Here is a 22,641-nt window from a genome sequence, read left to right on the forward strand (position 1 = left end):
GTCCGGCACAGATCGCACGCCCCTGCCATGCACCCCGTCCGGCACAGATCGCGCACCCGCGCCATGCAGTCCGTCCGGTACAGGTCGCGCACCCCCATCATTCAGCCCGTCCGGCGTTTGAGGACGAGGCCGTTCAGGCCGAAGCGGGGGGCCGGGGGCGGCAGCCCCCGAAGCCGGGGTCGAAGGGGCGCCCGCCCCTGGTGAAGATGGGGAGGGTAGGGGCGGCGGGGGCGAGGAAGCCACGGCCGCAGCCGCATCCCACGCCGCACCCGGCACCACACCGGCCCCCCGGGCCAGCCCCAGCAGCGCTTCCAGGTCACACCCGTCGGAGACCCGCGCGGCCATCGCCGCCACCGCGTCCACCGCCTCCCCCCGCCGCTCGGCGACCGGCACCAGCCCCAGATGCCGCGACGGCGTGGCCACCTGAGCCACCCGCCGCAGCACCCCGAACACCGGCACCCCGGAAGACTCCAGCGCCTCCCGCAGCAACTCCTCGTGCCGGTCCGACGCCACCTTGTTCAGGATCACGCCCCCGACCCGCACCTCCGGATCCCAGGACGCGAACCCGTGCACCAGCGCCGCCACCGACCGCGACTGCGACGACGCGTCCACGACCAGCACCACCGGCGCCCGCAGCAGCTTCGCGACATGAGCGGTGGACGCCAGTTCACCTTCCCCGGCGGCCCCGTCGTACAGTCCCATCACCCCCTCGACCACGGCGATGTCGCAGCCGCGCGCACCGTGCGCGAACAGCGGCCCGATCAGCTCCGGCCCGCACAGGTACGCGTCGAGGTTCCGCCCCACCCGCCCGGTCGCGAGCGCGTGGTACCCGGGGTCGATGTAGTCCGGTCCGACCTTGTGCGGGGACACGGCGAGCCCCCGCGCGGCGAACGCGGCCATCAACCCCGTGGCAACGGTGGTCTTGCCGCTGCCGGACGACGGCGCGGCGATGACCAGCCGTGGGACGGAAGACATCACCACTCGATGCCCCTCTGCCCCTTCTGCCCCACGTCCATCGGGTGCTTGACCTTGGACATGTCGGTGACGAGGTCGGCGAAGTCCACCAGCTTCTCCGGCGCGTTCCGCCCGGTGATCACGACATGCTGGTTCCCGGGACGGTTCCGCAGCACCTCGACGACCTCGTCCGTGTCCACCCACCCCCAGTGCATGGGGTACGCGAACTCGTCGAGCACGTACAGCTGGTACGTCTCGGCCGCCAGGTCCCGCTTGACCTGCTCCCAGCCCTCCCGGGCCTTCTCCTCGTTGTCCATCTGCGCGTCCCGCTGCACCCAGGACCAGCCCTCGCCCATCTTGTGCCAGGCGACGGTCCCGCCCTCTCCGGAGTCGCCGAGCACCCGCAGTGCCCGCTCCTCGCCGACCTTCCACTTCGCCGACTTGACGAACTGGAACACCCCGATCGGCCACCCCTGGTTCCAGGCGCGCAGCGCGAGCCCGAACGCGGCGGTGGACTTCCCCTTGCCGACGCCCGTGTGCACGACGACCAGTGGCCGATTACGACGCTGACGAGTCGTCAGTCCGTCGTCCGGCACCACACTCGGCTGTCCCTGCGGCATTACGCGGCCCTCCTCTGCACGTCCTTCACCAGCCCGGCGATCGAGTCCGCCCGCAACTCGTCGAGTGTCACCGCCGCACCGCCCAGTTCACCGGCCAACTGCCCGGCGAGTCCCAGCCGTACCGGTCCCGACTCGCAGTCCACGACCACCGAGGCGACCCCGTCGGCCGCGAACAACCGGGCCGCCCGCCCGGCGAGCGCGACCGGCTCGGGTCCACCGGTGGCCCGGCCGTCGGTCACCACGACGACGAGCGCCCGTCGCGCCGGATCCCGCAACCGCTCCACCCGCAGCACGTCATGCGCCTTGAGCAGCCCGGCGGCGAGAGGCGTACGCCCCCCGGTCGGCAGCGCCTCCAGCCGGGCCGCCGCCGCGTCCACGGACGAGGTCGGCGGCAGCGCGACATCGGCGGCCGAGCCCCGGAAGGTCACCAGCCCCACCTTGTCCCGCCGCTGATAGGCGTCGAGCAGCAGCGACAGCACGGCCCCCTTCACGGCGCTCATCCGCTGCCGGGCCGCCATCGACCCGGACGCGTCGACCAGGAACAGCACGAGGTTGCCCTCACGCCCCTCCCGGGTCGCCTGCCGCAGGTCGTCCCGCCGGACCACCAGGCCCGGCCCGGACCGCCCGCGCGCCCGCTGATGCGGGGCGGCGGCCTGCACGGTCGCCGCCAGGTGCAGCTTGGTCAGGGCACCCCGGGGCCGCCGCGCACCCGTCGTACGACCGTGCTCGGTGCGGGCCCGGGACCGCCGGCCGGCGGCGCCCGTACCGATCCCCGGCACGGTCAGCACCTTGGTGCGGAAGGGCTCGGCGGCCCGTGTCGGCGCCTGCTCGCCCGAGCCGCCGTCGGCGGCCTGCGGCTCGCCGTCCTCCCCGGCATCGGGCCGCGCGCCCGTGTCGCCGCCCTGCGGGTCGCCGTCGTCGGGTGCCGGCCCGCCGCCGCCCCCGCCGGGACCGTCCGGATCGGGATCGTCCTCCTCGGACTCGCCGGAGAACTCCTCCAGCGTCTGGTCCAGCTTGTCCTCGTCGAGCCCGGGCGCGTCAAAGGGGTTACGACGCCTGCGGTGCGGCAGCGCGAGCAGCGCGGCCTGCCGGACGTCCTCCGCCAGCACATCGGTCCGCCCGGCCCAGGCGGCCAGCGCGGTCGCCGTCCGTGCCATCACGATGTCGGCGCGCATACCGTCGACCTCGAACGCCGCACAGGTCGCCGCTATCTGCCGCAGCGCCCCGTCGCCCAGCCGCACCGACGGCAGCAACGCCCGTGCCGCCACGATCCGTTGCCGTACCGCGGCCTCCTCGCCGGCCCAGCGCGCCGCGAAACCGGCCGGATCGTCGTCGTACGCGAGCCGTCGCCGTACGACCTCCACCCGCTGGTCGGGCTCGCGCGAGGCGGCCACCTCGACGGTCAGTCCGAACCGGTCCAGCAACTGCGGCCGCAGCTCGCCCTCTTCGGGATTCATGGTGCCGACCAGCAGGAACTTCGCCGCGTGCCGTACCGAGACACCCTCGCGCTCCACGTACGAGGCGCCCATCGCGGCCGCGTCCAGCAGCAGGTCGACCAGGTGGTCGTGGAGGAGGTTGACCTCGTCGACGTAGAGGATGCCCCGGTGGGCGTCGGCCAGCAGGCCCGGCTCGAAGGCCTTCACGCCCTCCGCCAGGGCCCGTTCGATGTCCAGGGCGCCGACCAGCCGGTCCTCGGAGGCGCCGACCGGCAGTTCGACCATGCGCGCCGGGCGGGACTCGAAGGCGCCGGGCGGGTTGTGCGGCCCGTCCGGGCAGGCCGGGTCCGGGGCGGCCGGGTCACAGGAGAAGCGGCAGCCCGCGACGACGTCCACGGTCGGCAGCAGCACCGAGAGGGCGCGTACCGCCGTGGACTTGGCGGTGCCCTTCTCGCCGCGCACCAGCACGCCGCCGACCGCCGGCGACACGGCGTTCAGCAGCAGCGCCAGCCGCAGGTCGTCCTGACCCACGACGGCCGTAAAGGGGAAGGGGGTGGTCACTGGTCGCCCTCCAGGTCGCCTTCGAGCTCCAGGTAGGTGGCGCGCAGCCGCTCCAGGGTGTCCGCGTCCGGCTCGGCCCACAGGCCCCGGTCGGCGGCTTCCAGGAGCCGTTCGGTGATGCCGCGCAGCGCCCACGGGTTGGACTTCTTCATGAAGTCCCGGTTCTCCGCGTCGAAGACGTACTCCGCGCTGAGTTTCTCGTACATCCAGTCGTCGACCACGCCCGCCGTGGCGTCGTAGCCGAAGAGGTAGTCGACGGTCGCGGCCATCTCGAAGGCGCCCTTGTAGCCGTGCCGGCGCATGGCCGCCATCCAGCGCGGGTTGACCACCCGGGCCCGGAAGACACGGTGCGTCTCCTCGCCGAGGGTGCGGGTCCTCACCTGGTCGGGAGTGGCCGAATCACCCACGTACGCCTCGGGGTTGGCGCCGGTCAGATGGCGCACCATCGCGACCATGCCGCCGTGGTACTGGAAGTAGTCGTCGGCGTCGACCAGGTCGTGCTCGCGGGTGTCCACGTTCTTCGCGGCGACCGCGATCCGCTTGAACGCGGTCTCCATGTCCCCGCGCGCCGCCCGCCCGTCGAGCCCGTGCCCGTAGGCGTAGCCGCCCCAGACGGCGTACACCTCGGCGAGGTCGGCGTCGGAGCGCCAGTTGCGGGCGTCGATCAGCGGCAGCAGGCCCGCGCCGTACGCGCCCGGCTTGGAGCCGAAGATACGGGCGGTGGCGCGCCGCCGGTCGCCGTGCTCGGCGGTGTCCTCGTCGGCGTGGGCGCGCACGTAGTTCCGGTCGGCGGGTTCGTCCAGCTCGGCGACCTTGCGTACGGCGTCGTCGATCAGCCCGACCACGTGCGGGAACGCGTCCCGGAAGAAGCCGGAGATACGGACCGTGACGTCGATGCGCGGCCGGCCCAGTTCGTCCGGCGGGACCACCTCGAAGCCGGTGACGCGCCGCGACGCCTCGTCCCAGACCGGACGGCAGCCCAGCAGCGCCAGGATCTCGGCGATGTCGTCGCCCTGGGTGCGCATCGCGGAGGTGCCCCACACCGTCAGCCCGACGGACTTCGGGTACTCACCGGTGTCCTGGAGGTACCGCTGCACCAGCGAGTCGGCGAGGGACTGGCCGACCTCCCAGCTCAGCCGGGAGGGAATGGCCTTGGGGTCGACGGAGTAGAAGTTGCGGCCGGTCGGCAGGACGTTGACCAGCCCACGGGTGGGGGAGCCGGACGGTCCCGCCGGGACGTAACCGCCGTCGAGTGCCTTGAGGATGTGGTCGATCTCGTCCGTGGTGCGGGCCAGCCGGGGTACCACCTCGGCGCAGGCGAACTCCAGCACGGCCACGGCTTCCGGGAGTTCGGTGCCGAGAACGTCACGGATGAGGGAACGGCTTTCCGTGACCGCCCAGTCGCGCTCCTCCATCCCTTCCGCGATCCGTCGGCACAGCTGCTCCAGCAGGTCGATGGCGTCGGCGGCCGTGCGGGACGGACCCTCGACGAGATCGGACAGCTCGACCGGCACCTTCAGGGGCGCACCGGGCTCGGCGAGCAGTTCCTTCTCGACCAGACCGAAGTGAGCGGCCAGCGAGGCCCGGAGCCCGGGCAGCGCGTTGGCCTGCCCGCCCCACACCTGCGAGGCCCGCAGCACGGCCAGCACCAGGTTCACGCGCGCCTCGTCGACCGGACCGCCGCCGAGGATGTGCAGACCGTCGCGGATCTGCACGTCCTTGATCTCGCACAGGTAGCCGTCGATGTGCATGACGAACTCGTCGAAGTCGGCGTCGTCCGGCTGGTCGTCCACATGCAGGTCGTGGTGGAGCTCGGCCGCCTTGACCAGCGTCCAGATCTGCGCCCGCACGGCCGGTGCCTTCGTCGGGTCCAGGTCGGAGACCAGCGCGTACTCGTCGAGCAGCTGCTCCAGCTTGGCCAGGTCGCCGTAGGTGTCGGCGCGGGCCATCGGCGGGACCAGATGGTCGACGACGGTGGCGTGCCCGCGCCGCTTGGCCTGGGTGCCCTCGCCGGGGTCGTTGACGATGAACGGGTAGATCAGGGGCAGCTCGCCGAGGACCGCGTCCGGCGCGCAGCCGGCGCTCAGCCCGAGCCCCTTGCCGGGCAGCCACTCCATCGTGCCGTGCTTGCCCATGTGCACGACCGCGTCCGCGCCGAAAGAGTTCTCGAGCCACCGGTAGGCCGCCAGGTAGTGGTGCGACGGCGGCATGTCCGGGTCGTGGTAGATCGCGATCGGGTTCTCGCCGAAGCCGCGCGGCGGCTGGATCATCACGACGACGTTCCCGAACTGGAGGGAGGCGAGGACGATGTCGTCGCCGTCCACGTACAGGCTGCCCGGCGGCTCGCCCCACGCCTCCAGCATGCCTCCCCTGAGGTCCGGGTCCAGCTGGTCGAACCACGCCCGGTAGTCGGCGAGCGGCACCCGCGCGGGCGCGGCGGCCAGCTGCTCCTCGGTGAGCCATTCGACGTCGTGGCCACCGGCGTTGATGAGCCGGTGGATCAACTCGTCCCCGTTGTCGGGGTGTCCCTCGACCCCGTACCCGGCATCCCGCAGCGCGTCCAGCACGCGTACCGCCGAGGCAGGGGTGTCGAGCCCGACCGCGTTGCCGACGCGCGAGTGCTTGGTCGGATAGGCGGTGAAGACCAGCGCGAGCTTCTTGTCGGCGTTCGGCTTGTGCTTCAACCGTGCGTGCCGCACGGCGATCCCGGCCACCCGTCCGGCCCGCTCGGGGTCGGCGACGTACACCGGGACGTCGGCTCCGTCGTCGCCCTGCTCCTTGAAGGAGAACGGCACCGTGATCAGACGGCCGTCGAACTCCGGGATGGCGACCTGCATGGCCGCGTCCATGGGGGAGAGGGCGGCGTCGGACCCGTCCCAGGCCTGCCGGGAGGAGGTCAGGCAGAGGCCCTGCAGCACCGGGACGTCCAGATCGGCGAGCGCCCCGATGTCCCAGGCCTCCTCGTCACCGCCGGCCGAGGCCTGCGAGGCGTGGGTGCCGCCGGCCGCCAGCACGGTGGCGACCAGCGCGTCGGCCCCGGCGAGGATCTCGTACAGCCCGGCGTCCGCCCCACGCAGCGAACCGCAGTACACCGGAAGGGCGTTGGCGCCCCGCGCCTCGATCGCCTCGCACAGGGTGTCCACGAAGGCGGTGTTGCCGCTCAGTTCGTGGGCCCGGTAGAAGAGCACCCCGACCGTGGGGCGGCCGGCCCGGACCTCGTAGGAGCCGTGCACCCCGAACTCGGGCATCTTCTGCGGCTCGGCGAACCCCTCGCCGGTCAGCAGCACGGTGTCGGACAGGAACCGGGACAGCTCCAGCAGGTTCGCGGGGCCGCCCTCGACGAGGTAGCGCAGCGCCTCCGCGACCACACCGGCCGGCACCGACGACTCGGCCATCAACTCGGCGTCCGGCACGGTCTCGCCGCCCAGGAGCACGGTCGGCACACCGGACGCCCGGAGCGCGGCGAGCCCGTCCTCCCAGGCCCGCTTGCCGCCGAGCAGCCGGACGACGGCGATGTCCGCGCCCTCGATCAGCGCGGGCAGCTCCTCCGTGACATCGACGCGCGTCGGATTGCCGATCCGGTAGTCGGCACCGGAGGCGGCCCGGGCCGCCAGCAGATCGGTGTCGGCGGTCGACAACAACAACACAGTGCTCATGCGGGCGCTCCCGGTGGAATGAAGGGCAGTCCTTGCGGCGCGCCCGACTCGATGAGCCGCCAGAGCGCGTCGGTGTCCGCGTGCTGTTCGATCAGGTCGCCGAGCCGGTCGAGCTGCTCCTCGCGCAGCGCGGCGAACGAGGTGTCGGGGGCCGGCACGAACCGGCGGCCCGCGGCGGCCGCCACCTCGCGCAGGAAGGCCCGCCGGAAACCGTCCGACTCCAGGGAGCCGTGCCAGTGGGTACCCCAGGTCTGCCCGACCCGGCAGCCGTCCAAGAAGGATTCCCCTCCGGTGACTTCGGCGACCCCGTGATGGATCTCGTACCCCTCGGCCCGCTCGCCGAGGGCCTCGCCGACGGGCCGGGTGAGGGTCTTCTCCCGGGCGAACCGCACCCGTACGGGCAGTACCCCGAGACCGGCCACCCGCCCGCGCCGGCTCTCGACCTCGTCCTCGATGTGCTCCCCGAGGACCTGGAAGCCGCCGCAGATGCCGAGTACCGGCCGCCCCTCGGCGGCCCTGCGCCGCAGCGCGTCCGCGAGCCCCCGCTCCCGCAGCCACTCCAGGGCCCGGACCGTCCCCCGGGTCCCCGGGATCACGACGAGATCGGCGTCGGCGAGTTCCTCGGGCCGGTCCACGAACCGCACCACGACGCCCCGTTCGGCGGCCAGCGCGTCCACGTCCGTGAAGTTGGACATCAGGGGGACGGCGCAGACGGCGACCCGCAGCACATCCGCGCCGACGGGCGGGGCCGTGTTCGACTCGCGGACGGTCCCGCGCAGGGAGACCCTCAGCCCGTCCTCCTCGTCGATCCCGAGCCCGTGCCGGAAGGGGAGCACGCCGTACGTATGCCGCCCGGTGAGGCCGTGCAGCATGTCGAGGCCGGGCTCCAGCAGGGAGACGTCGCCCCGGAACTTGTTGACGAGGAACCCGGCGACGAGGGCCTGGTCCTCCGGCGAGAGCAGGGCGACGGTGCCGAAGAAGGACGCGAACACGCCCCCGCGGTCGATGTCGCCGACGACGAGCACCGGAAGCCGCGCGTTACGCGCGATCCCCATGTTCACGATGTCGGTCCGGCGCAGGTTGATCTCCGCCGGACTGCCGGCCCCCTCACAGATCACCGCGTCATACGTGCCCCGCAACTCGGCGAGACAGTCGAGCACGGTCCCGAGCAGCTTCTGCTGCCGTCCGCCGTGGTAGCCGCGCGCACTCAGCTCACCGACCGGCTTCCCGAGCAGCACGACCTGGCTGCTCTGCTCGCCGCCCGGCTTGAGCAGCACGGGGTTCATCAGCGCGGTCGGCTCGATGCGGCAGGCCTGTGCCTGCATGGCCTGCGCCCGCCCGATCTCGGCGCCCTCGCGCGTGACGAAGGAGTTGAGGGACATGTTCTGCGCCTTGAACGGCGCGACCTTGACGCCCTGTCGCACCAGCCACCGGCAGATACCGGCGGTGACCACACTCTTCCCGGCGTCGGAGGTGGTACCGGCCACGAGGAGACCGCCGCCGTTCATGACGCACCCCCCGACCGCTGTGCCGGTCGCCGCGAGAGCGCCCCCCGCAGCAGGGCCCCGGCCGCGCCGGCCCCGAACGCCAGCCATCCCACCCGCCGTGACAACCGCACCGCCCGCTCGATGTCCGTGACTTCCACCGCACGCCCCTCCCCGTTCAACACGGGCCGATGCTCGACCCGGCCGCCGTACGACAGGGTCCCGCCGAGCCGTACTCCCAGCGCCCCCGCGAACGATGCCTCCACCGGCCCGGCGTTGGGACTCGGGTGCTTCGCCGCGTCAGCCCGCCAGGCCCGTACGGCCCCCTTGGTGTCATCTCCGGCGACGGCGGCCAGTACGGCGGTGAGCCGTGCCCCCGGCCACCCCGCCAGGTCGTCCAGCCGCGCCGAGGCCCATCCGTACCGCCGGTACCGGGCCGACCTGTGACCCACCATGGCGTCCAGGGTGTTGACGGCCCGGAACCCGAGCAGCCCCGGCACTCCGCCCACGGCCCCCCACACCAGCGCACCCACGACCGCGTCACTGGTGTTCTCGGCGACGGACTCCACGACCGCCCGGGCGATCCCGTCGGCGTCCAGGGCCTGCGGGTCCCGTCCGCACAGATGCGGCAGCCGGGCCCGCGCGGCGTCGACGTCCCTCGTCTCCAGGGCGCGCCCGATGGCACCGGCCTCACGGGCGAGTGAAGTGCCCCCGACGACGGCCCAGGTGGCGGTCGCGGTGAGCGCGACGGACGCGGCGGTGGACGGTCGTACGAGCCGTTGGGCCAGGGCGCCCAGCGTCACGGCGCCGCCGGCGCACACCGCGGTGTGCAGCGTGCCCCACCCGCGGTGGTCCCGCCACAGCACCCGTTCGACGGCCCCGGCCGCCCGGCCGAACGCGGCGACCGGATGCCCTCGGCGCGGATCGCCGAGCAGCAGATCGCCGAGAAGGCCGGCGGCGGCGCCGTACGCGAAGACGCGACCGGCACCCATCGGCTCAGCCCGCCGCGGGGGCGGGGAGGGGCCGGGTACTCAACCTCGAACGGCAGCCGCGCATGGCGATATGTCCTCACTCAGGGTGTCCACGCCCTGGTTCGACGAGACCGGCGGTGAGAGTTCCTGGCTCCCGGGGATTGCTACCCCGGTGACAGTGGCGGGACCGCGCCGGATTCGCACCGGCTTCCTCTCTTGCCGCCGTACTTGGCACCGGAAGTCCACCACGCCCCCGGAAGACCCGTCAACTTGCCGTTGACCTGCGAGGGGAGTGTGTGGGAAGGCCCACACCGGTGGTCCAGCGGGGCCCGTGGGGCATGCCGAAGGCTCCTCCCGAGCGGGTCGGGGAGGAGCCTTCGCCGGCCGCGAGCGGCCGGCCAGGTCAGGCCTTGGCCCCGATCAGGCCTTGGCCACGATCAGGTGGATGCCGTAGGCCACGGCGGCCGCGCAGGCGGCGAAGCACAGGTAGGCGGCGGTCACGGCCAGGGCCGCGGAGTTGCCCTGGGCCATGGCGCGTTCGCGGGCGGAGAGGCCCTTGATGCCGAGGGTGAAGAGGGCCACCATGCCCACGGTGACCACGAGGCTGACGCCGAAGACGGAGCCGATGGCTGCCCAGTCGATGTTCATGTCGGTTCTTCCTCGGAGGTCAGACGGTCGCGGCCGGGTCGGTGGCGGCCGGCGCGGGTGACGGGGCGGGGGACGGGATCGTGGCGGTGAGGTCGTCGGCCACCGTGCCCGCGGGCGGCGGGGTCACGGCGGCCATCGCCGTGGTCACCACGCCGGCCGGCTCCGTGCCGTCGGCGTCGTTGACGTTGGCGCTGTCCACGACCTCGCGGCGGGAGAGCTTCCAGATCGCGGCGCTGGAGGCGACGAGGAAGACGGCGACGACCGCCGTCCCCCAGTCGCCGAGGTCCGTCACGGACTCGGCGAGCGCGCCGACCAGCGCGGCCGCCGGGAGGGTGAGCACCCAGGCGATCACCATGCGGGTCGCGGTGGACCAGCGGACCGTGCCGCCCTTGCGGCCGAGGCCCGCGCCCATCACGGAACCGGAGACGACGTGCGTGGTGGAGAGGGAGAAGCCGAGGTGGGAGGAGGCCAGGATGGCGGTGGCCGCGCTGGTCTGGGCGGCGAAGCCCTGCTGCGGCTGGAGGTCGGTCAGGCCCTTGCCCATGGTGCGGATGATGCGCCAGCCGCCGATGTAGGTGCCGAGCGCGATGGCGAGGCCGGCGGAGAGGATGACCCAGGTGGGAGGGTTCGAGTCGGGCGCGACGGCACCGCCCGCGACCAGCGCCAGGGTGATGATGCCCATCGTCTTCTGCGCGTCGTTGGTGCCGTGCGCGAGCGAGACCAGGCCGGCGGAGGCGATCTGGCCGGCGCGGAAGCCCTTGCGGGTGGCGTTGTCGTCGGCGTTCTTGCCGATCGCGTACGACAGGCGGGTGGAGAGCATCGCCGCGAGGCCCGCGACGACGGGGGCGGCGACCGCCGGGAGCAGGACCTTGGTGACCAGTACGTCGCCGTGGACCGCGCCGAAGCCGGCGGAGGCGACGGTGGCACCGATCAGACCGCCCATCAGGGCGTGCGAGGAACTGGAGGGCAGGCCCACCAGCCAGGTCACCAGGTTCCAGAGGATCGCGCCGACCAGGGCGGCGAAGATGACCTCGGGGCGGATGCCGTTCTCGTCGACGAGGCCCTTGGAGATCGTGTTGGCGACCTCCACGGAGAGGAAGGCGCCCACCAGGTTCAGCGCGGCGGACATGGCCACCGCGACCTTGGGCTTGAGCGCGCCGGTCGAGATGGTCGTGGCCATCGCGTTGGCGGTGTCGTGGAAACCGTTCGTGAAATCAAACGCGAGTGCGGTCACCACCACAATCGCGAGGATCAGCGAGAAGTTTTCCATTTACCCAGACAATCTATAGAGGTCATCGGCCGTTGGACCGTAGGCAATCTGGATGAACGGAAGGTGAACTGAGGTGGTCTCTGTGGTGTCTGTGGTCGACTTCGGGGTATGCGCGTGCGGGGACGGATCAGACCGCCGTCCCGTTTCCGGTCCGGCGGCCCGGTCGTCCCTTGGCTAGGAGCCCTTGGCGAACGACTTCAGCCGGCTCGCCGACCCGTTGAAGAGATTCTGGTCACCCGGCAGGCTGCCGCTGTTGTCGTACTGCCAGAAGGTCCAGTGCGACCATCCGGCCGGCAGTGCTCCCGCGTCCGCCGAGCCGTGGCGGGCGATCCACAGGGCGTGGTTCGCGGCGAAGGCGCTGCTGCCGCCGGTGCAGAGGTTCCACCAGTGGGTGGTCGTGTAGATCACCGGCCGCCGGCCGGTCTCCCGCTTCAGCTCGTCGCTGAAGGACTTGATCCACTGCATCATCGTGGAGTGGCTCAGCCCGTAGCACCTGTGCTTCTTGTCGTACGGGTTGTACTCGATGTCGAGCGCGGGCGGCAGCGTCCAGCCGTCCGCGGTCCAGGTGCCGCCATGGCTCGCGAAGTACGCGGCCTGCCGGGCGCCCGACGACTTGTTCGGCAGGGCGAAGTGGTAGGCACCCCGCATGATCCCGGCCTCGCGTGAACCGTTGTACTGCCGGCCGAAGTACGGGTTGCGGTAGGTGGTGGACTCGGTCGCCTTGATGTAGACGAACTTGGCGCCTTTCGCCTTGGCGCCCGACCAGTCGACGTTCTTCTGGTGCGAGGAGACGTCGTGCCCCTTCGGCCGGCTCGCCGCGGACGCGGTTGTCCCGGCGAACGCGGTCGCGGCCCCGGCGAGGGCGAGCGCGGCCACGGCCGCCGCCAGGACGTGGGCGTGGTGACGGCGGTGGTGGCGGTGGTGGCGCGACGGAGAGCGGTCACGGGCCATGTTTCCCCCCGGAATGGCAACGTGTACGAAAAATCGTCCAGAGATTATTGGAAGATCGGCGTATCATCGACGATCTTTGGCCAAGCCATGAAATAGGACTCTTTGTGCCGTTTTGCGCTCTACTGGATTCGGCATGCACGGCCTAAAGTGCCCTGCCGTACAACCCGGTTGGGGCGCTGCCTGACAGGATCGGGCCATGGCTGAGCAGCGACGGCACGAGCGTGACGGACGGGACGGACGCGGCGGCGCACAGGGTGTGTCGGAGCCGCGAAGGCGGGATGTGCGCGCGGAGGAGGCGAGCGCCTGGCGCGAACTCGTGGCCACCGCCCGCCGCACGGTGGCCGACGGACTGGTCGTCGGCACCTCCGGCAACGTCTCGGTCCGCGTCGGCGACACCGTGCTGGTCACACCGTCGGGCGTGCCGTACGACCGGCTCACCCCCGACGACGTGACGGGCGTCGACCTCGCCGGCCGCCAGGTCCTCGGCACCCTGGTCCCGACCAGCGAACTGCCGATGCATCTCGCGATCTACGGCGGTACGGACGCCGGTGCCGTCGTGCACACCCACGCCGTCCACGCGACGGCCGTCTCGACGCTCGTCCCCGAGCTCCCGGCGATCCACTACATGTCCGCCGCGCTCGGCGGCGCCGTCCGGGTTGCCCCGTATGCGACATACGGCACCGAGGAGTTGGCCGAGAACATGCTCCGCGCCTTGACCGACCGCTCCGGCTGCCTCCTCCAGAACCACGGCACGATCACCTACGGCACCACCCTGACCCAGGCCTACGACCGCACGGCCCAACTGGAGTGGATGTGCCGCCTGTGGCTGACGGCGTCCGCCGTCCCCGGCCTGACCCCGAGCCTGCTGTCATCGGAACAGGTGGCGGAGGTGGGGGAGCGACTGCGGGGGTACGGCCAGCAGCCGGGGTGAACCCCGACGGGCCCGCTTTCCTCTGACCAGACTCCTTGGCTCCGCCCGCGCGACAAGCGGCCCCTCCTCCACTGGCCGCCGTCCCGGTCCGCCCCGACACTGGACAGGTGCGCCCAGTCAAAGTCACGGCCGCCGCCGTCGGTGCCGTACTCGCCGCCGGCGCGGCCGGCGTGGCCGCGGGGCGGTTCGCCAGTGGTGCCGCGCTGAAGGCGCCGCCGGGCCGGCCCCTGCCCACCGAGCCCCGGCTCACCGTGCACGGCGCCGCGGCCGACCGCATCACCCTCACCCGGGACCTCGCCTCGCTGCGCCCCGGCACCTACGGCCTGGCCGGCGACGGCTCGCACGCGGTCGTCGGCGCCGTCCTGGAGTCCGCCGCGCACACCCCCGACACCGTCGTACGGCGGCTGGAGCGCGTGACCCACGGCACCCTCGACACCGGCGACAGGGTCTGGCTCACCCCCAACGTCCACATCGGCAACCCGGGCGCCGCCCTGGGCCTGGAACACGCCGACGTCGACCTGCCCGGCGAACTCGGTTCGCTGCCCGCCTGGTTCGTGCCCGGCTACCGGGACACCTGGGTGATCGCGGTGCACGGCCTCGGCACCACCCGCGAACTCCCCATGAACGTCATGCGGTTCCTGCACGGCCGGCGTCTGCCCGTCCTCGCCCTCGCCTACCGCGGAGACCTCGGCGCCCCGCGCCCCCCGGACGGCCTGAACCACCTCGGCGAGAGCGAGTGGCGCGACCTGGACGCGGCGATCCGCTACGCCGTCCGCTACGGCGCCCGCCGTGTCGTCCTGTACGGCTGGTCCACCGGCGCCACCATGGCGCTGCGCGCCGCCGCCCACTCGGCGCTGCGCGAGCGCGTCTCCGGGCTGGTCCTGGACTCGCCGGTGCTCAGCTGGGAGGCCACCCTGCGGGCCCTCGCCCAGGCCCGGCACACCCCCGGGCCGCTGCTGCCGCTCGCGGTGCGCGCCGCCCAGGGCCGCGCCGGCCTGCACGCCGACCACGTCGGTGACCCCGTCGGCCCGGAGCAACTCACCGTGCCCACCCTGATCGTCCACGGCCCGGACGACACGGTGGCCCCCTGGACGTACTCCCGGCGGCTCGCCGTCCGGCGCCCCGACCTCGTCGCCCTGCACACGGTGCCGGACGCCCCGCACGGCGCCATGTGGAACGCCGACCCCCGGCAGTACGAGGAGCGGCTGCGCCGGTTCCTCACGCCTCTGATGTGATGTCCCCTCTCATATGAGATGACGCCCTTGATGTGATGTGTCCCGCACGCGCGGCCCTTTCCTGACCTGACCCCGACGCAAGCCGGAGGCCCTGGTTCCAGTCGGTCCCGAGGGTTCCGTTTAAGGCCGTACCACTGGCCTGAACATGTCTCCTCGCCTCCCGTCGGGCCCCGTGCGTTGGCCAGCCCCGTCGCCCGCCGTGACATTCCGTTTGGGTTTTCGGACCGTCAACCGGAAGACTGCACCCGTGACGTCCCGTATCCCGCGCGACTCAAGGCTTCGACTCGTCCGAACGCGACCCCTGGCCGCCGCCCCCCGAGCGATGAACCAGCGGCCCGCGCGCCGCCCCGCACCCCGCCCGCCCGAGGGCACCCCGGCCCCCGCCGAACTGGCCAGAATGGCACGGTCCGGGCTGGCCGGAGCGGCCCGAGTCGCCCACTGGGCCGACACGGCCCTCGGTCCGGGCAGCGACGGCGCGACCGCCGACGGCAAGGCCACTCTCTCCGAGGCGTCCGCCGAACGCGCGTCCGGCGATCTGGGCCTGACCCTGGCTCAGATCCGCGCCGACTGGGACACCGCCCGACTCGCCGGCCTGGTCGAGGTGCACGGCGACAGCGCACGCCCCGGCTGGCGCCTGCGTGCCTGGGACCGCGACGACAGCGCCGTGCTGCGCGGCTGGGTCGCCCTCTTCGACGCCTGGTCGCTCGCCCATCCGGAGCCGGCGGAGTTCGAGGCCGCCGCCGTCGCCGAGGTGGTCTCGGCCATGCCCCAGGTGCTCTCCTTCCTCCAGCTGTCCGCCGGTCCCGTCCCGGTCGAGCAGCTCCTGGACCTGCTGAGACAGCGGGTCACGGAACTGCGCACCGAGCGCTGCGAGGTCCCCTACGAGACGGAGACCGGGATCGGCACCGGTGGCGGGTCCGCCGTTCCCGTCGCCGCCGTGTCCGCCGCCCGCACCGACCTGGTGGACCGCGCACCGGCCGACGACCCCGCCCCCGCGGAGGACGCCGAGCTCGCTCCCCTCCTCGACTGGTCCCTGCACGCGCTCGCCTCCGTCGGCGCGCTGACCTACGGCGTCGGCCAGGCCACCCTCACCCCGCTGGGCAGTTGGGCGGTCTGGGTCAAGCTGGAGCAGATCTGCGTGGCCGCGCAGAGCCCCGCCGGGAACATCGAGGTCGCCGCCGAGGAGATGCTGCGCGGCTGCGCCCAGCTCCGCCCCAACGCGGCCCGCGCCGAGTACCGCGCCTGGCTCGCCGCCCGCCCCGTCGGCAGCGCCGTCGCCGAACTCGTCGCCGCCGCCCGCGGCGAGGACGCTCTGCTGCGCGGCCTCGCCTTCGAGGCGCTGCGCGTGGTCGGCGCCCCCGCCGAACCGGACGTCCGCGCGGTCGTCGACGAGCCGACCCTGCGGCCGTACGCCCTGCTGTGGCTGGCCGAGCACGACGGGGTCGACCCGGAGGACGCCCACGAGGTGCTCACCCGCGAAGAGGCCACCTGGCTCTGGGTGGACACGGCCGCCGCGGTCGCCGACCACGGCGAGGCACCGCTGCTGGTCCGCCATCTGGAGTCGGCGCTGCAGCCCACCGTCCCCGCGCTGCTCGACGAGGTGCGCGCCGTCGGTCACCCACGCACCGTGCAGGTCCTGGTCGCCCTTGCCGCCGCCCACCCCGACCCGGCGCTGGCCAAAGCCGTCCGCCGGGCCGCCTTCCAGGTGCACACCGGCGGATGACGGCGGAGGCGGGTCGGGACGGTCAGGCCGCTATCTCCGGGGCGTAGGTGCCGAAGCTCCAGATGTTGCCCTCGACGTCCCGGGCCATGTAGTCCCGCGAGCCGTAGTCCTGGTCCGTCGGGGGCATCAGGATCTCGGCGCCGTGGTCCACGGCCCGCTGGTGGTGTGCGTCGACGTCGTCCACGACGATGTACACCCCGGTCGGGCCCGCGCCCTCCATCGCCGCGTCGAAACGGCCGCCGCGGCCCTGGGAGCCCAGCATGATCGCGCCGTTGCCCTGCACCAGCTCGGCATGGAGCACCATGCCGTCCTCGCCCTCGTACACCGACAGCTCGGTGAAGCCGAAGGCCTCCGTCAGTTGCTTGATCGCCGCCTTCGCGTCCGCGTACAGCAGCGACGGATAGATGCTCGGCCGTCCGCCGGTCGTGCCTGCCATGCCGATCACTCCCCTTGTGTGCCGGTCCCCCGAAAGCCGTCGTCCGGTCTGCTGCACAGTCTGGCACCCGGCACTGACAACGCCCCCGGCCCGCGCCGCCGGTGCAGGCCGGCGACCCAGTGGCTCCTCAGTTCATGAGTTCATCCCATCGGTTCGTCTCGTCGGTTCACCGGAAGGTGTCGCACCGCGCCATGTCCCCGGTCCGGTACCCCTGGTAGAACCACTGCTGGCGCTGCTGCGCCGACCCGTGCGTCCAGGTCTCCGGCGTCACCCGCCCCTGGTACCGCTCCTGGATCCGGTCGTCGCCGACGGCCGCCGCCGCGTCGAGACCGTCCCGGATGTCGGCGTCCGTCAGGCTAGTGATCAGGGGCCGGCCGGTCGACTCGTCCTTCGTCGTCGTCGCGTGCCGCGCCCACACCCCGGCGTAGCAGTCGGCCTGGAGCTCCACCCGTACCGCGTTGCTGTTCACACCGGTCAGGTTGTCCTGCGACCTGCTCAACGTGCCCATCAGGTCCTGCACATGGTGCCCGTACTCGTGTGCCACGACGTACGCCTGGGCGAACGGGCCGCCGGTCGCGCCGAACTTGGACCGCAGCTCGTCGAAGAAGCCGAGGTCCAGATAGACCTTCCGATCGCCCGGGCAGTAGAACGGCCCGACCGCCGAGGTCGCCGTCCCGCACGCGGTGCCGACCCGCCCGCCGAAGAAGACGGTCGGGGCGTTCGTGTAGGTGCCCCGGCGCTGCTGGAACTCCTGCCTCCAGAAGTCCTGCACGCTGTTGACCACCGCCACCATCCGGCAGTCGTCCTTGGTGTTCGCGTCCCGTCCGGTACGGCAGTTCTGCTGCACCTGCGCCAGTGAGGAGGAGGTGGGCGCGGGCGAGCTGTCACCGGAGGAGAGGCCCAGCTGGTCGGGGCCGATACCGAGGAACAGGGCGAGGAGCAGTGCGATCAGGCCGGCCAGGCCGCCGCCGATGGTCGCCTTTCCGCCCGGGACGCGGCTGCCGCGCACGTCCTGGACTTCGGAGGTGTCCAGGTTCGCATCGTCGTCGAACTGCATGGGGCACCGCCTTCTGCTCGCACCGTCCCCTGCATCCACCTTGTGCCATCCCGGCCGGCACTTCGCGCCGATGGCCCGGCGAACGCCCGATCGGGCGACGTCCCGCCCCACCCCCGCGTCACGCCCACCCCCGCCTCGCGGCCGTGACTACGCTCTGCGCCTGATCCATGGGACAAGGACGCCCGCCCGGGCGCCGAAGGGGGTAGCGGTGCCCGTTCTGCCACACGGGACGACCCCACCGCCCACCACAGCCGACGGCTTCCCTACCGGGGCCACCGGCACGGACGGCCTCCGGGCCCCGGTCGCCACAGCCGACGGCCCCCGCACCCCCGTCCCCGCGATCGGCGGCCCGCTGGAAGCGGCCCCCACCACGGACGACTCGCGGGCCCCCGCCGACGGCGTCCGGAGCCAGGGCCCCGCAGTCGGCATCATCAGGTCCCCGACCTCCGCCCCCGACAGCCTTCGGGCCCCGACCTCCGCCCCCGACAGCCTCGGGGTCGAGGCGTGCGTGGCCGGCGGCCTCCGCTCTCCGGTCGCCGTTCCCGACGGCCTCCGGTCTCCGGCCTCTGTTCCCGACAGTCTCGGGGTCGAGGCGTGCGTGGCCGGCGGCCTCCGCTCTCCGGTCGCCGTTCCCGACGGCCTCCGGTCTCCGGCCTCCCCTCCCGACACTCTCCGGCCCCCGGCCCCCGCACCAGCCCCCGCCCCCGCACGCCCGCCCGCCCCCGACGGTCCCCGCATGTTCGCCCCATCGCCGCCTCCCACCGACCTTCACCCGACCTCCTCCCTCCCGTCAGCCCTCGCTCCACGCCAACCCCTCCCCGTCGCCCTCGCTCGCCACCTTCTCCCCCTCGCTCTCGCCGTGATCCTGGTCGGCGCCCTCCTCTGCGTGGTTCAGCAGATTCGGTCCGCGCCCTACGGCGACCACCTCACCCCCGGTCCGGCGGCGCACAGCGCACGCGCGCGTGGGGCGGTGGTCGAGGCGTACGACGGACGGACCCTGCGGTGGCGGTACGCGCGCGCGGGGCGGCGTCCGTTGAGCGTGCTGCCCGCGCGCGGGCACGCGATCGCCGTCTGGGACGACGGGCTCGTCACCGACACCGACGGCCGTTCCGTGCGCTGGCACCGCGCCCTGCCCGCGGCCACCGACTGGCTCCGGCGGCAGGGCGGCACCGGCGTCCTGCGCCCCCTCGGCCGCGGCATCCTCGCGGTCGTCACCCCGGCCCGCATCGCCGCGTACCGCACCGCCGACGGCGACCTGCGCTGGGTGCTGCCCGCCCGCGCGGGTTGCGCGTTCCGCCCCGAACGTGCCGTACGTCACGGGCCCACCCTGCTCGTCGCCCAGCCCTGCGCGCGCGGCGCCTGGACGGCGCAGCTCATCGCCGTGGACGACCTCGGCGGGATCGCCCCGCACCGCGCACCCCTCGGCAACGCCCTCCCCGGCAGCCGTCCCGAACACCCGCGCACCGAAAAAGCGCTTGCGCCGCCCCGTTAGACTTGGCCCATGGCCATTCTCCTCGCGCATTAGACGGCGGGAACGTCCTCAGCCGCCACCCGTCAACCACGTACGCCCTGGAGTCTGTCCGTGATCTCCGCCTCCGGTATCGAGCTGCGCGCCGGTGCCCGCATCCTCATCGAGAACGCCACCTTCCGCGTCGCCAAGGGCGACCGCATCGGTCTGGTCGGCCGCAACGGCGCCGGCAAGACCACCCTCACCAAGGTGCTGGCCGGCGACGGCGTCCCCGCCGCGGGCACCGTCACCCGCTCCGGCGAGGTCGGCTACCTCCCGCAGGACCCCCGCACCGGCGACCTCGACGTCCTCGCCCGTGACCGCGTCCTGTCCGCGCGCGGCCTCGACGTACTGATCCGCAAGATGCGCGAGAACGAGCAGCGCATCGCCAACGGCCAGGGCGCCACCCGCGAAAAGGCGCTGCGGCAGTACGAGCGCCAGGAGACCGAGTTCCTCACCAAGGGCGGGTACTCCGCCGAGGCCGAGGCCGCCACCATCGCCGCCGCGCTCAACCTGCCCGACCGGGTGCTCGGCCAGCCCCTGCACACGCTCTCCGGCGGTCAGCGCCGCCGTATCGAGCTGGCCCGGATCCTGTTCTCGGACGCGGACACGCTGCTGCTCGACGAGCCGACCAACCACCTGGACGCCGACTCGATCGTCTGGCTGCGCGACTACCTGAAGACCTACCGCGGCGGCTTCATCGTGATCTCCCACGACGTCGACCTGGTCGAGACGGTCGTCAACAAGGTCTTCTACCTGGACGCCAACCGCTCCCAGATCGACGTCTACAACATGGGCTGGAAGCTCTACCAGCAGCAGCGCGAAGCCGACGAGAAGCGCCGCAAGCGGGAGCGCGCCAACGCCGAGAAGAAGGCGGCCGCGCTGCACTCGCAGGCCGACAAGATGCGTGCCAAGGCCACCAAGACGGTCGCCGCGCAGAACATGGCCCGCCGCGCGGACAAGCTGCTGGCCGGCCTGGACGCGGTCCGGGTCTCCGACAAGGTCGCCAAGCTCCGCTTCCCGGACCCCGCGCCCTGCGGCAAGACCCCGCTGACCGCCGAGGGCCTGTCGAAGTCGTACGGCTCGCTGGAGATCTTCACCGACGTCGACCTGGCCATCGACAAGGGCTCCCGGGTGGTCATCCTCGGCCTCAACGGCGCCGGCAAGACCACCCTGCTGCGGCTGCTCGGCGGCGTCGAGCAGCCCGACACCGGCGAGGTGCTCGAGGGCCACGGCCTCAAGCTCGGTTACTACGCCCAGGAGCACGAGACCCTGGACCCGGAGCGCACGGTCCTGGAGAACATGCGCTCCTCCGCCCCCGACATGGACCTCGTCGAGGTCCGCAAGGTGCTGGGCTCGTTCCTGTTCTCCGGCGACGACGTCGACAAGCCGGCCGGTGTCCTCTCCGGCGGCGAGAAGACCCGGCTCGCCCTCGCCACCCTGGTCGTCTCCTCGGCGAACGTCCTGCTCCTGGACGAGCCGACCAACAACCTCGACCCCGCCAGCCGCGAGGAGATCCTCGGCGCGCTGCGCACCTACAAGGGCGCGGTCGTCCTCGTCACCCACGACGAGGGCGCCGTCGAGGCGCTCCAGCCCGAGCGGATCATCCTGCTCCCCGACGGTGTCGAGGACCTGTGGGGCGCCGACTACGCGGATCTGGTCGCGCTCGCCTGAGAACCGGTCCCGTCGTCCTCGCTTGATCGAATGCCTGATCCACTGGCTATGGATCATTCGGCTTATCGGTGATCCATCATCTGTGTGAGATCTCCTCGTACCGAGGTGTGTCCTGCACCGATTTCGCGGCCGATCCCTTTGTCGACAAGGGGTCGGCCGCTTTCCATGTCTGACCTGGCACTTCGTGGAAGAACCCGTTCGGCCCCATGGACGGCACCCGTAGGAATCACATATTCCGCTTGTGGGGATGCGCTCCTGTCGTCACAACGATGTCTTACGGACCTTGCCGAATGGGTGGCCATCGCGCCCCGGAGGGGTGATCATGAGGGGACCAGAGCGCACTTCCCATGAGGAGGCACGGGTGGCCGAGACTCTGAAGAAGGGCAGCCGGGTAACCGGCGCCGCGCGCGACAAGCTCGCGGCAGACCTGAAGAAGAAGTACGACTCCGGTGCGAGCATTCGGGCACTGGCCGAGGAAACCGGCCGCTCGTATGGCTTCGTCCACCGGATGCTCAGCGAGTCGGGTGTCACGCTACGTGGGCGTGGCGGGGCGACGCGGGGCAAGAAAGCCGCGTCCTGACCCCGGGCGGCCCACCGGCTTCGATGGTGGCCACCCGGTCGGCCGACTGATCGGCCGGGTGGTTACTGTGCAGTCACTTAGCATGCCGTAAGGCAATGCGTGATGACCGCACACATCGGAGGCGCCCCATGGCTTCGCCCGACCAGGACCTCGTTCCTGTTCTCGACAAGGACGGCGTACGGCTCACCGTGGACGACGCGCTCGCCACGGTGACGCTGACCAACCCGGCCAAGCGCAACGCCCAGAGCCCCGCGCTGTGGCGGGCGTTGGCCGAGGCCGGGCGGTCGCTGCCGGGGTCGGTCCGTGTTGTCGTGCTGCGCGGTGAGGGCCAGTCCTTCTCCGCGGGCCTCGACCGGCAGATGTTCTCGCCGGAGGGGATCCCGGGCGAGCCGACCTTCGTCGAGCTCGCGCGCCGTGACGACGCCGGACTCGACGCGACCATCGCCGAATACCAGCAGGCGTTCACCTGGTGGCGGCGCAACGACCTCGTGTCGATCGCCGCCGTGCAGGGCCACGCCATCGGGGCAGGCTTCCAGCTGGCCCTCGCCTGTGACCTGCGCGTCGTCGCGGACGACGTGAAGTTCGCCATGCGCGAGACCAGCCTGGGCCTGGTGCCCGACCTCACGGGTACGCACCCGCTGGTCTCCCTCGTCGGCTACGCCCGCGCGCTGGAGATCTGCGCGACCGGACGGTTCGTACAGGCCGAGGAGGCGGTGACGTCGGGGCTCGCCAACCTCGCGGTGCCCGGTGCCGAACTCGACGCCGCCGCGCGGGACCTGGCCGCGGCGCTGCTGGCCGCGCCCCGGGACGCGGTGGTGGAGACCAAGGCGCTGCTCCGGGGCGCCGGCGGCCGTACCTACGAGGAGCAGCGGGCAGCCGAGCGGCAGGCTCAGGCTCGGCGGCTGCGGGACTTGGCGGGCGTGGGCGAGTAGTCCGGCGCCGACGGG

At 72.6% G+C, this 22,641-nt stretch carries 18 protein-coding genes and 1 riboswitch; of the genes, 7 read left to right on the forward strand and 11 right to left on the reverse strand.

Going from position 1 to position 22,641, the window contains the following annotated elements; translation table 11 throughout:
- The 9 genes from AB0D59_RS23140 to AB0D59_RS23180 all read right to left on the reverse strand — a co-directional run.
- On the reverse strand, positions 1 to 975 hold a 975-nt coding region (locus AB0D59_RS23140; RefSeq protein WP_362568547.1), incomplete at its 3' end, for a cobyrinate a,c-diamide synthase.
- The gene (gene cobO, locus AB0D59_RS23145; RefSeq protein WP_362568322.1) at positions 975 to 1,574 is read right to left on the reverse strand and encodes a cob(I)yrinic acid a,c-diamide adenosyltransferase; all 600 of its coding nucleotides are present in this window, start codon (positions 1,572 to 1,574) and stop codon (positions 975 to 977) included. The genes cobO and AB0D59_RS23140, both read right to left, overlap by 1 nt.
- Positions 1,574 to 3,571: a putative cobaltochelatase gene (locus AB0D59_RS23150; protein ID WP_362568325.1), complete on the reverse strand. Its 1,998-nt coding sequence runs from the start codon at positions 3,569 to 3,571 to the stop codon at positions 1,574 to 1,576. Before AB0D59_RS23150 ends, cobO begins: the two co-directional genes overlap by 1 nt.
- Positions 3,568 to 7,227 carry a cobaltochelatase subunit CobN gene (gene cobN, locus AB0D59_RS23155; protein ID WP_362568328.1) on the reverse strand — a complete coding sequence of 1,220 codons (3,660 nt, stop codon included), beginning with the start codon at positions 7,225 to 7,227 and terminating at the stop codon, positions 3,568 to 3,570. The genes AB0D59_RS23150 and cobN overlap by 4 nt, the downstream gene beginning before the upstream one ends.
- A complete protein-coding gene (locus tag AB0D59_RS23160) occupies positions 7,224 to 8,735 on the reverse strand; it encodes a cobyric acid synthase (protein ID WP_362568331.1) in 1,512 nt (503 codons plus the stop codon). The genes cobN and AB0D59_RS23160 overlap by 4 nt, the downstream gene beginning before the upstream one ends.
- Positions 8,732 to 9,703 (reverse strand): cobalamin biosynthesis protein, encoded by a 972-nt coding sequence (locus AB0D59_RS23165; RefSeq protein WP_362568334.1) that lies wholly within the window; start codon positions 9,701 to 9,703, stop codon positions 8,732 to 8,734. The genes AB0D59_RS23160 and AB0D59_RS23165 overlap by 4 nt, the downstream gene beginning before the upstream one ends.
- A 100-nt stretch (positions 9,704 to 9,803) precedes the next feature.
- A riboswitch (cobalamin riboswitch) is annotated at positions 9,804 to 9,944 on the reverse strand.
- A 158-nt stretch (positions 9,945 to 10,102) separates the two neighbouring features.
- Positions 10,103 to 10,330, reverse strand: coding sequence for a hypothetical protein (locus AB0D59_RS23170; RefSeq protein ID WP_360481546.1), 228 nt, complete (start codon positions 10,328 to 10,330; stop codon positions 10,103 to 10,105).
- 19 nt (positions 10,331 to 10,349) lie between these two features.
- A complete protein-coding gene (locus AB0D59_RS23175; protein ID WP_362568337.1) occupies positions 10,350 to 11,600 on the reverse strand; it encodes an inorganic phosphate transporter in 1,251 nt (416 codons plus the stop codon).
- 174 nt (positions 11,601 to 11,774) lie between these two features.
- Entirely contained in the window at positions 11,775 to 12,551 is a 777-nt protein-coding gene (locus tag AB0D59_RS23180) for a lysozyme (RefSeq protein ID WP_362568340.1), read from the reverse strand.
- Between the two features lie 196 nt (positions 12,552 to 12,747).
- On the opposite strand from AB0D59_RS23180, the gene AB0D59_RS23185 reads away from it, so the two are divergent.
- The 3 genes from AB0D59_RS23185 to AB0D59_RS23195 all read left to right on the forward strand — a co-directional run bounded on the left by AB0D59_RS23185 (position 12,748) and on the right by AB0D59_RS23195 (position 16,440).
- Positions 12,748 to 13,482 (forward strand): class II aldolase/adducin family protein, encoded by a 735-nt coding sequence (locus tag AB0D59_RS23185; protein ID WP_362568343.1) that lies wholly within the window; start codon positions 12,748 to 12,750, stop codon positions 13,480 to 13,482.
- A gap of 107 nt (positions 13,483 to 13,589) precedes the next feature.
- Complete coding sequence (locus AB0D59_RS23190) at positions 13,590 to 14,717, forward strand: alpha/beta fold hydrolase (RefSeq protein WP_362568346.1); 1,128 nt, start codon at positions 13,590 to 13,592, stop codon at positions 14,715 to 14,717.
- 322 nt (positions 14,718 to 15,039) lie between these two features.
- Positions 15,040 to 16,440, forward strand: coding sequence for a hypothetical protein (locus AB0D59_RS23195; RefSeq protein WP_362568348.1), 1,401 nt, complete (start codon positions 15,040 to 15,042; stop codon positions 16,438 to 16,440).
- Positions 16,441 to 16,462: 22 nt separating this feature from the next.
- Here AB0D59_RS23195 and AB0D59_RS23200 read toward each other — a convergent pair whose 3' ends face one another.
- Both AB0D59_RS23200 and AB0D59_RS23205 read right to left on the reverse strand, forming a co-directional pair.
- The gene (locus tag AB0D59_RS23200) at positions 16,463 to 16,876 is read right to left on the reverse strand and encodes a VOC family protein (protein WP_362568351.1); all 414 of its coding nucleotides are present in this window, start codon (positions 16,874 to 16,876) and stop codon (positions 16,463 to 16,465) included.
- A gap of 166 nt (positions 16,877 to 17,042) precedes the next feature.
- Positions 17,043 to 17,933 (reverse strand): neutral zinc metallopeptidase, encoded by an 891-nt coding sequence (locus AB0D59_RS23205; protein WP_362568354.1) that lies wholly within the window; start codon positions 17,931 to 17,933, stop codon positions 17,043 to 17,045.
- A gap of 886 nt (positions 17,934 to 18,819) precedes the next feature.
- On the opposite strand from AB0D59_RS23205, the gene AB0D59_RS23210 reads away from it, so the two are divergent.
- From AB0D59_RS23210 to AB0D59_RS23225, 4 genes are all read left to right on the forward strand, one after another.
- Positions 18,820 to 19,425: a hypothetical protein gene (locus AB0D59_RS23210; RefSeq protein ID WP_362568357.1), complete on the forward strand. Its 606-nt coding sequence runs from the start codon at positions 18,820 to 18,822 to the stop codon at positions 19,423 to 19,425.
- A 90-nt stretch (positions 19,426 to 19,515) separates the two neighbouring features.
- A complete protein-coding gene (locus AB0D59_RS23215; protein ID WP_362568360.1) occupies positions 19,516 to 21,114 on the forward strand; it encodes an ABC-F family ATP-binding cassette domain-containing protein in 1,599 nt (532 codons plus the stop codon).
- A 361-nt stretch (positions 21,115 to 21,475) separates the two neighbouring features.
- The gene (locus tag AB0D59_RS23220) at positions 21,476 to 21,694 is read left to right on the forward strand and encodes a helix-turn-helix domain-containing protein (protein WP_046727957.1); all 219 of its coding nucleotides are present in this window, start codon (positions 21,476 to 21,478) and stop codon (positions 21,692 to 21,694) included.
- A 128-nt stretch (positions 21,695 to 21,822) separates the two neighbouring features.
- Complete coding sequence (locus AB0D59_RS23225) at positions 21,823 to 22,626, forward strand: enoyl-CoA hydratase/isomerase family protein (RefSeq protein ID WP_362568364.1); 804 nt, start codon at positions 21,823 to 21,825, stop codon at positions 22,624 to 22,626.
- Positions 22,627 to 22,641: the final 15 nt, after the last annotated feature.

The sequence above is a fragment of the Streptomyces sp. NPDC048417 genome (genome assembly GCF_040651615.1).
Taxonomy (GTDB): domain Bacteria; phylum Actinomycetota; class Actinomycetes; order Streptomycetales; family Streptomycetaceae; genus Streptomyces.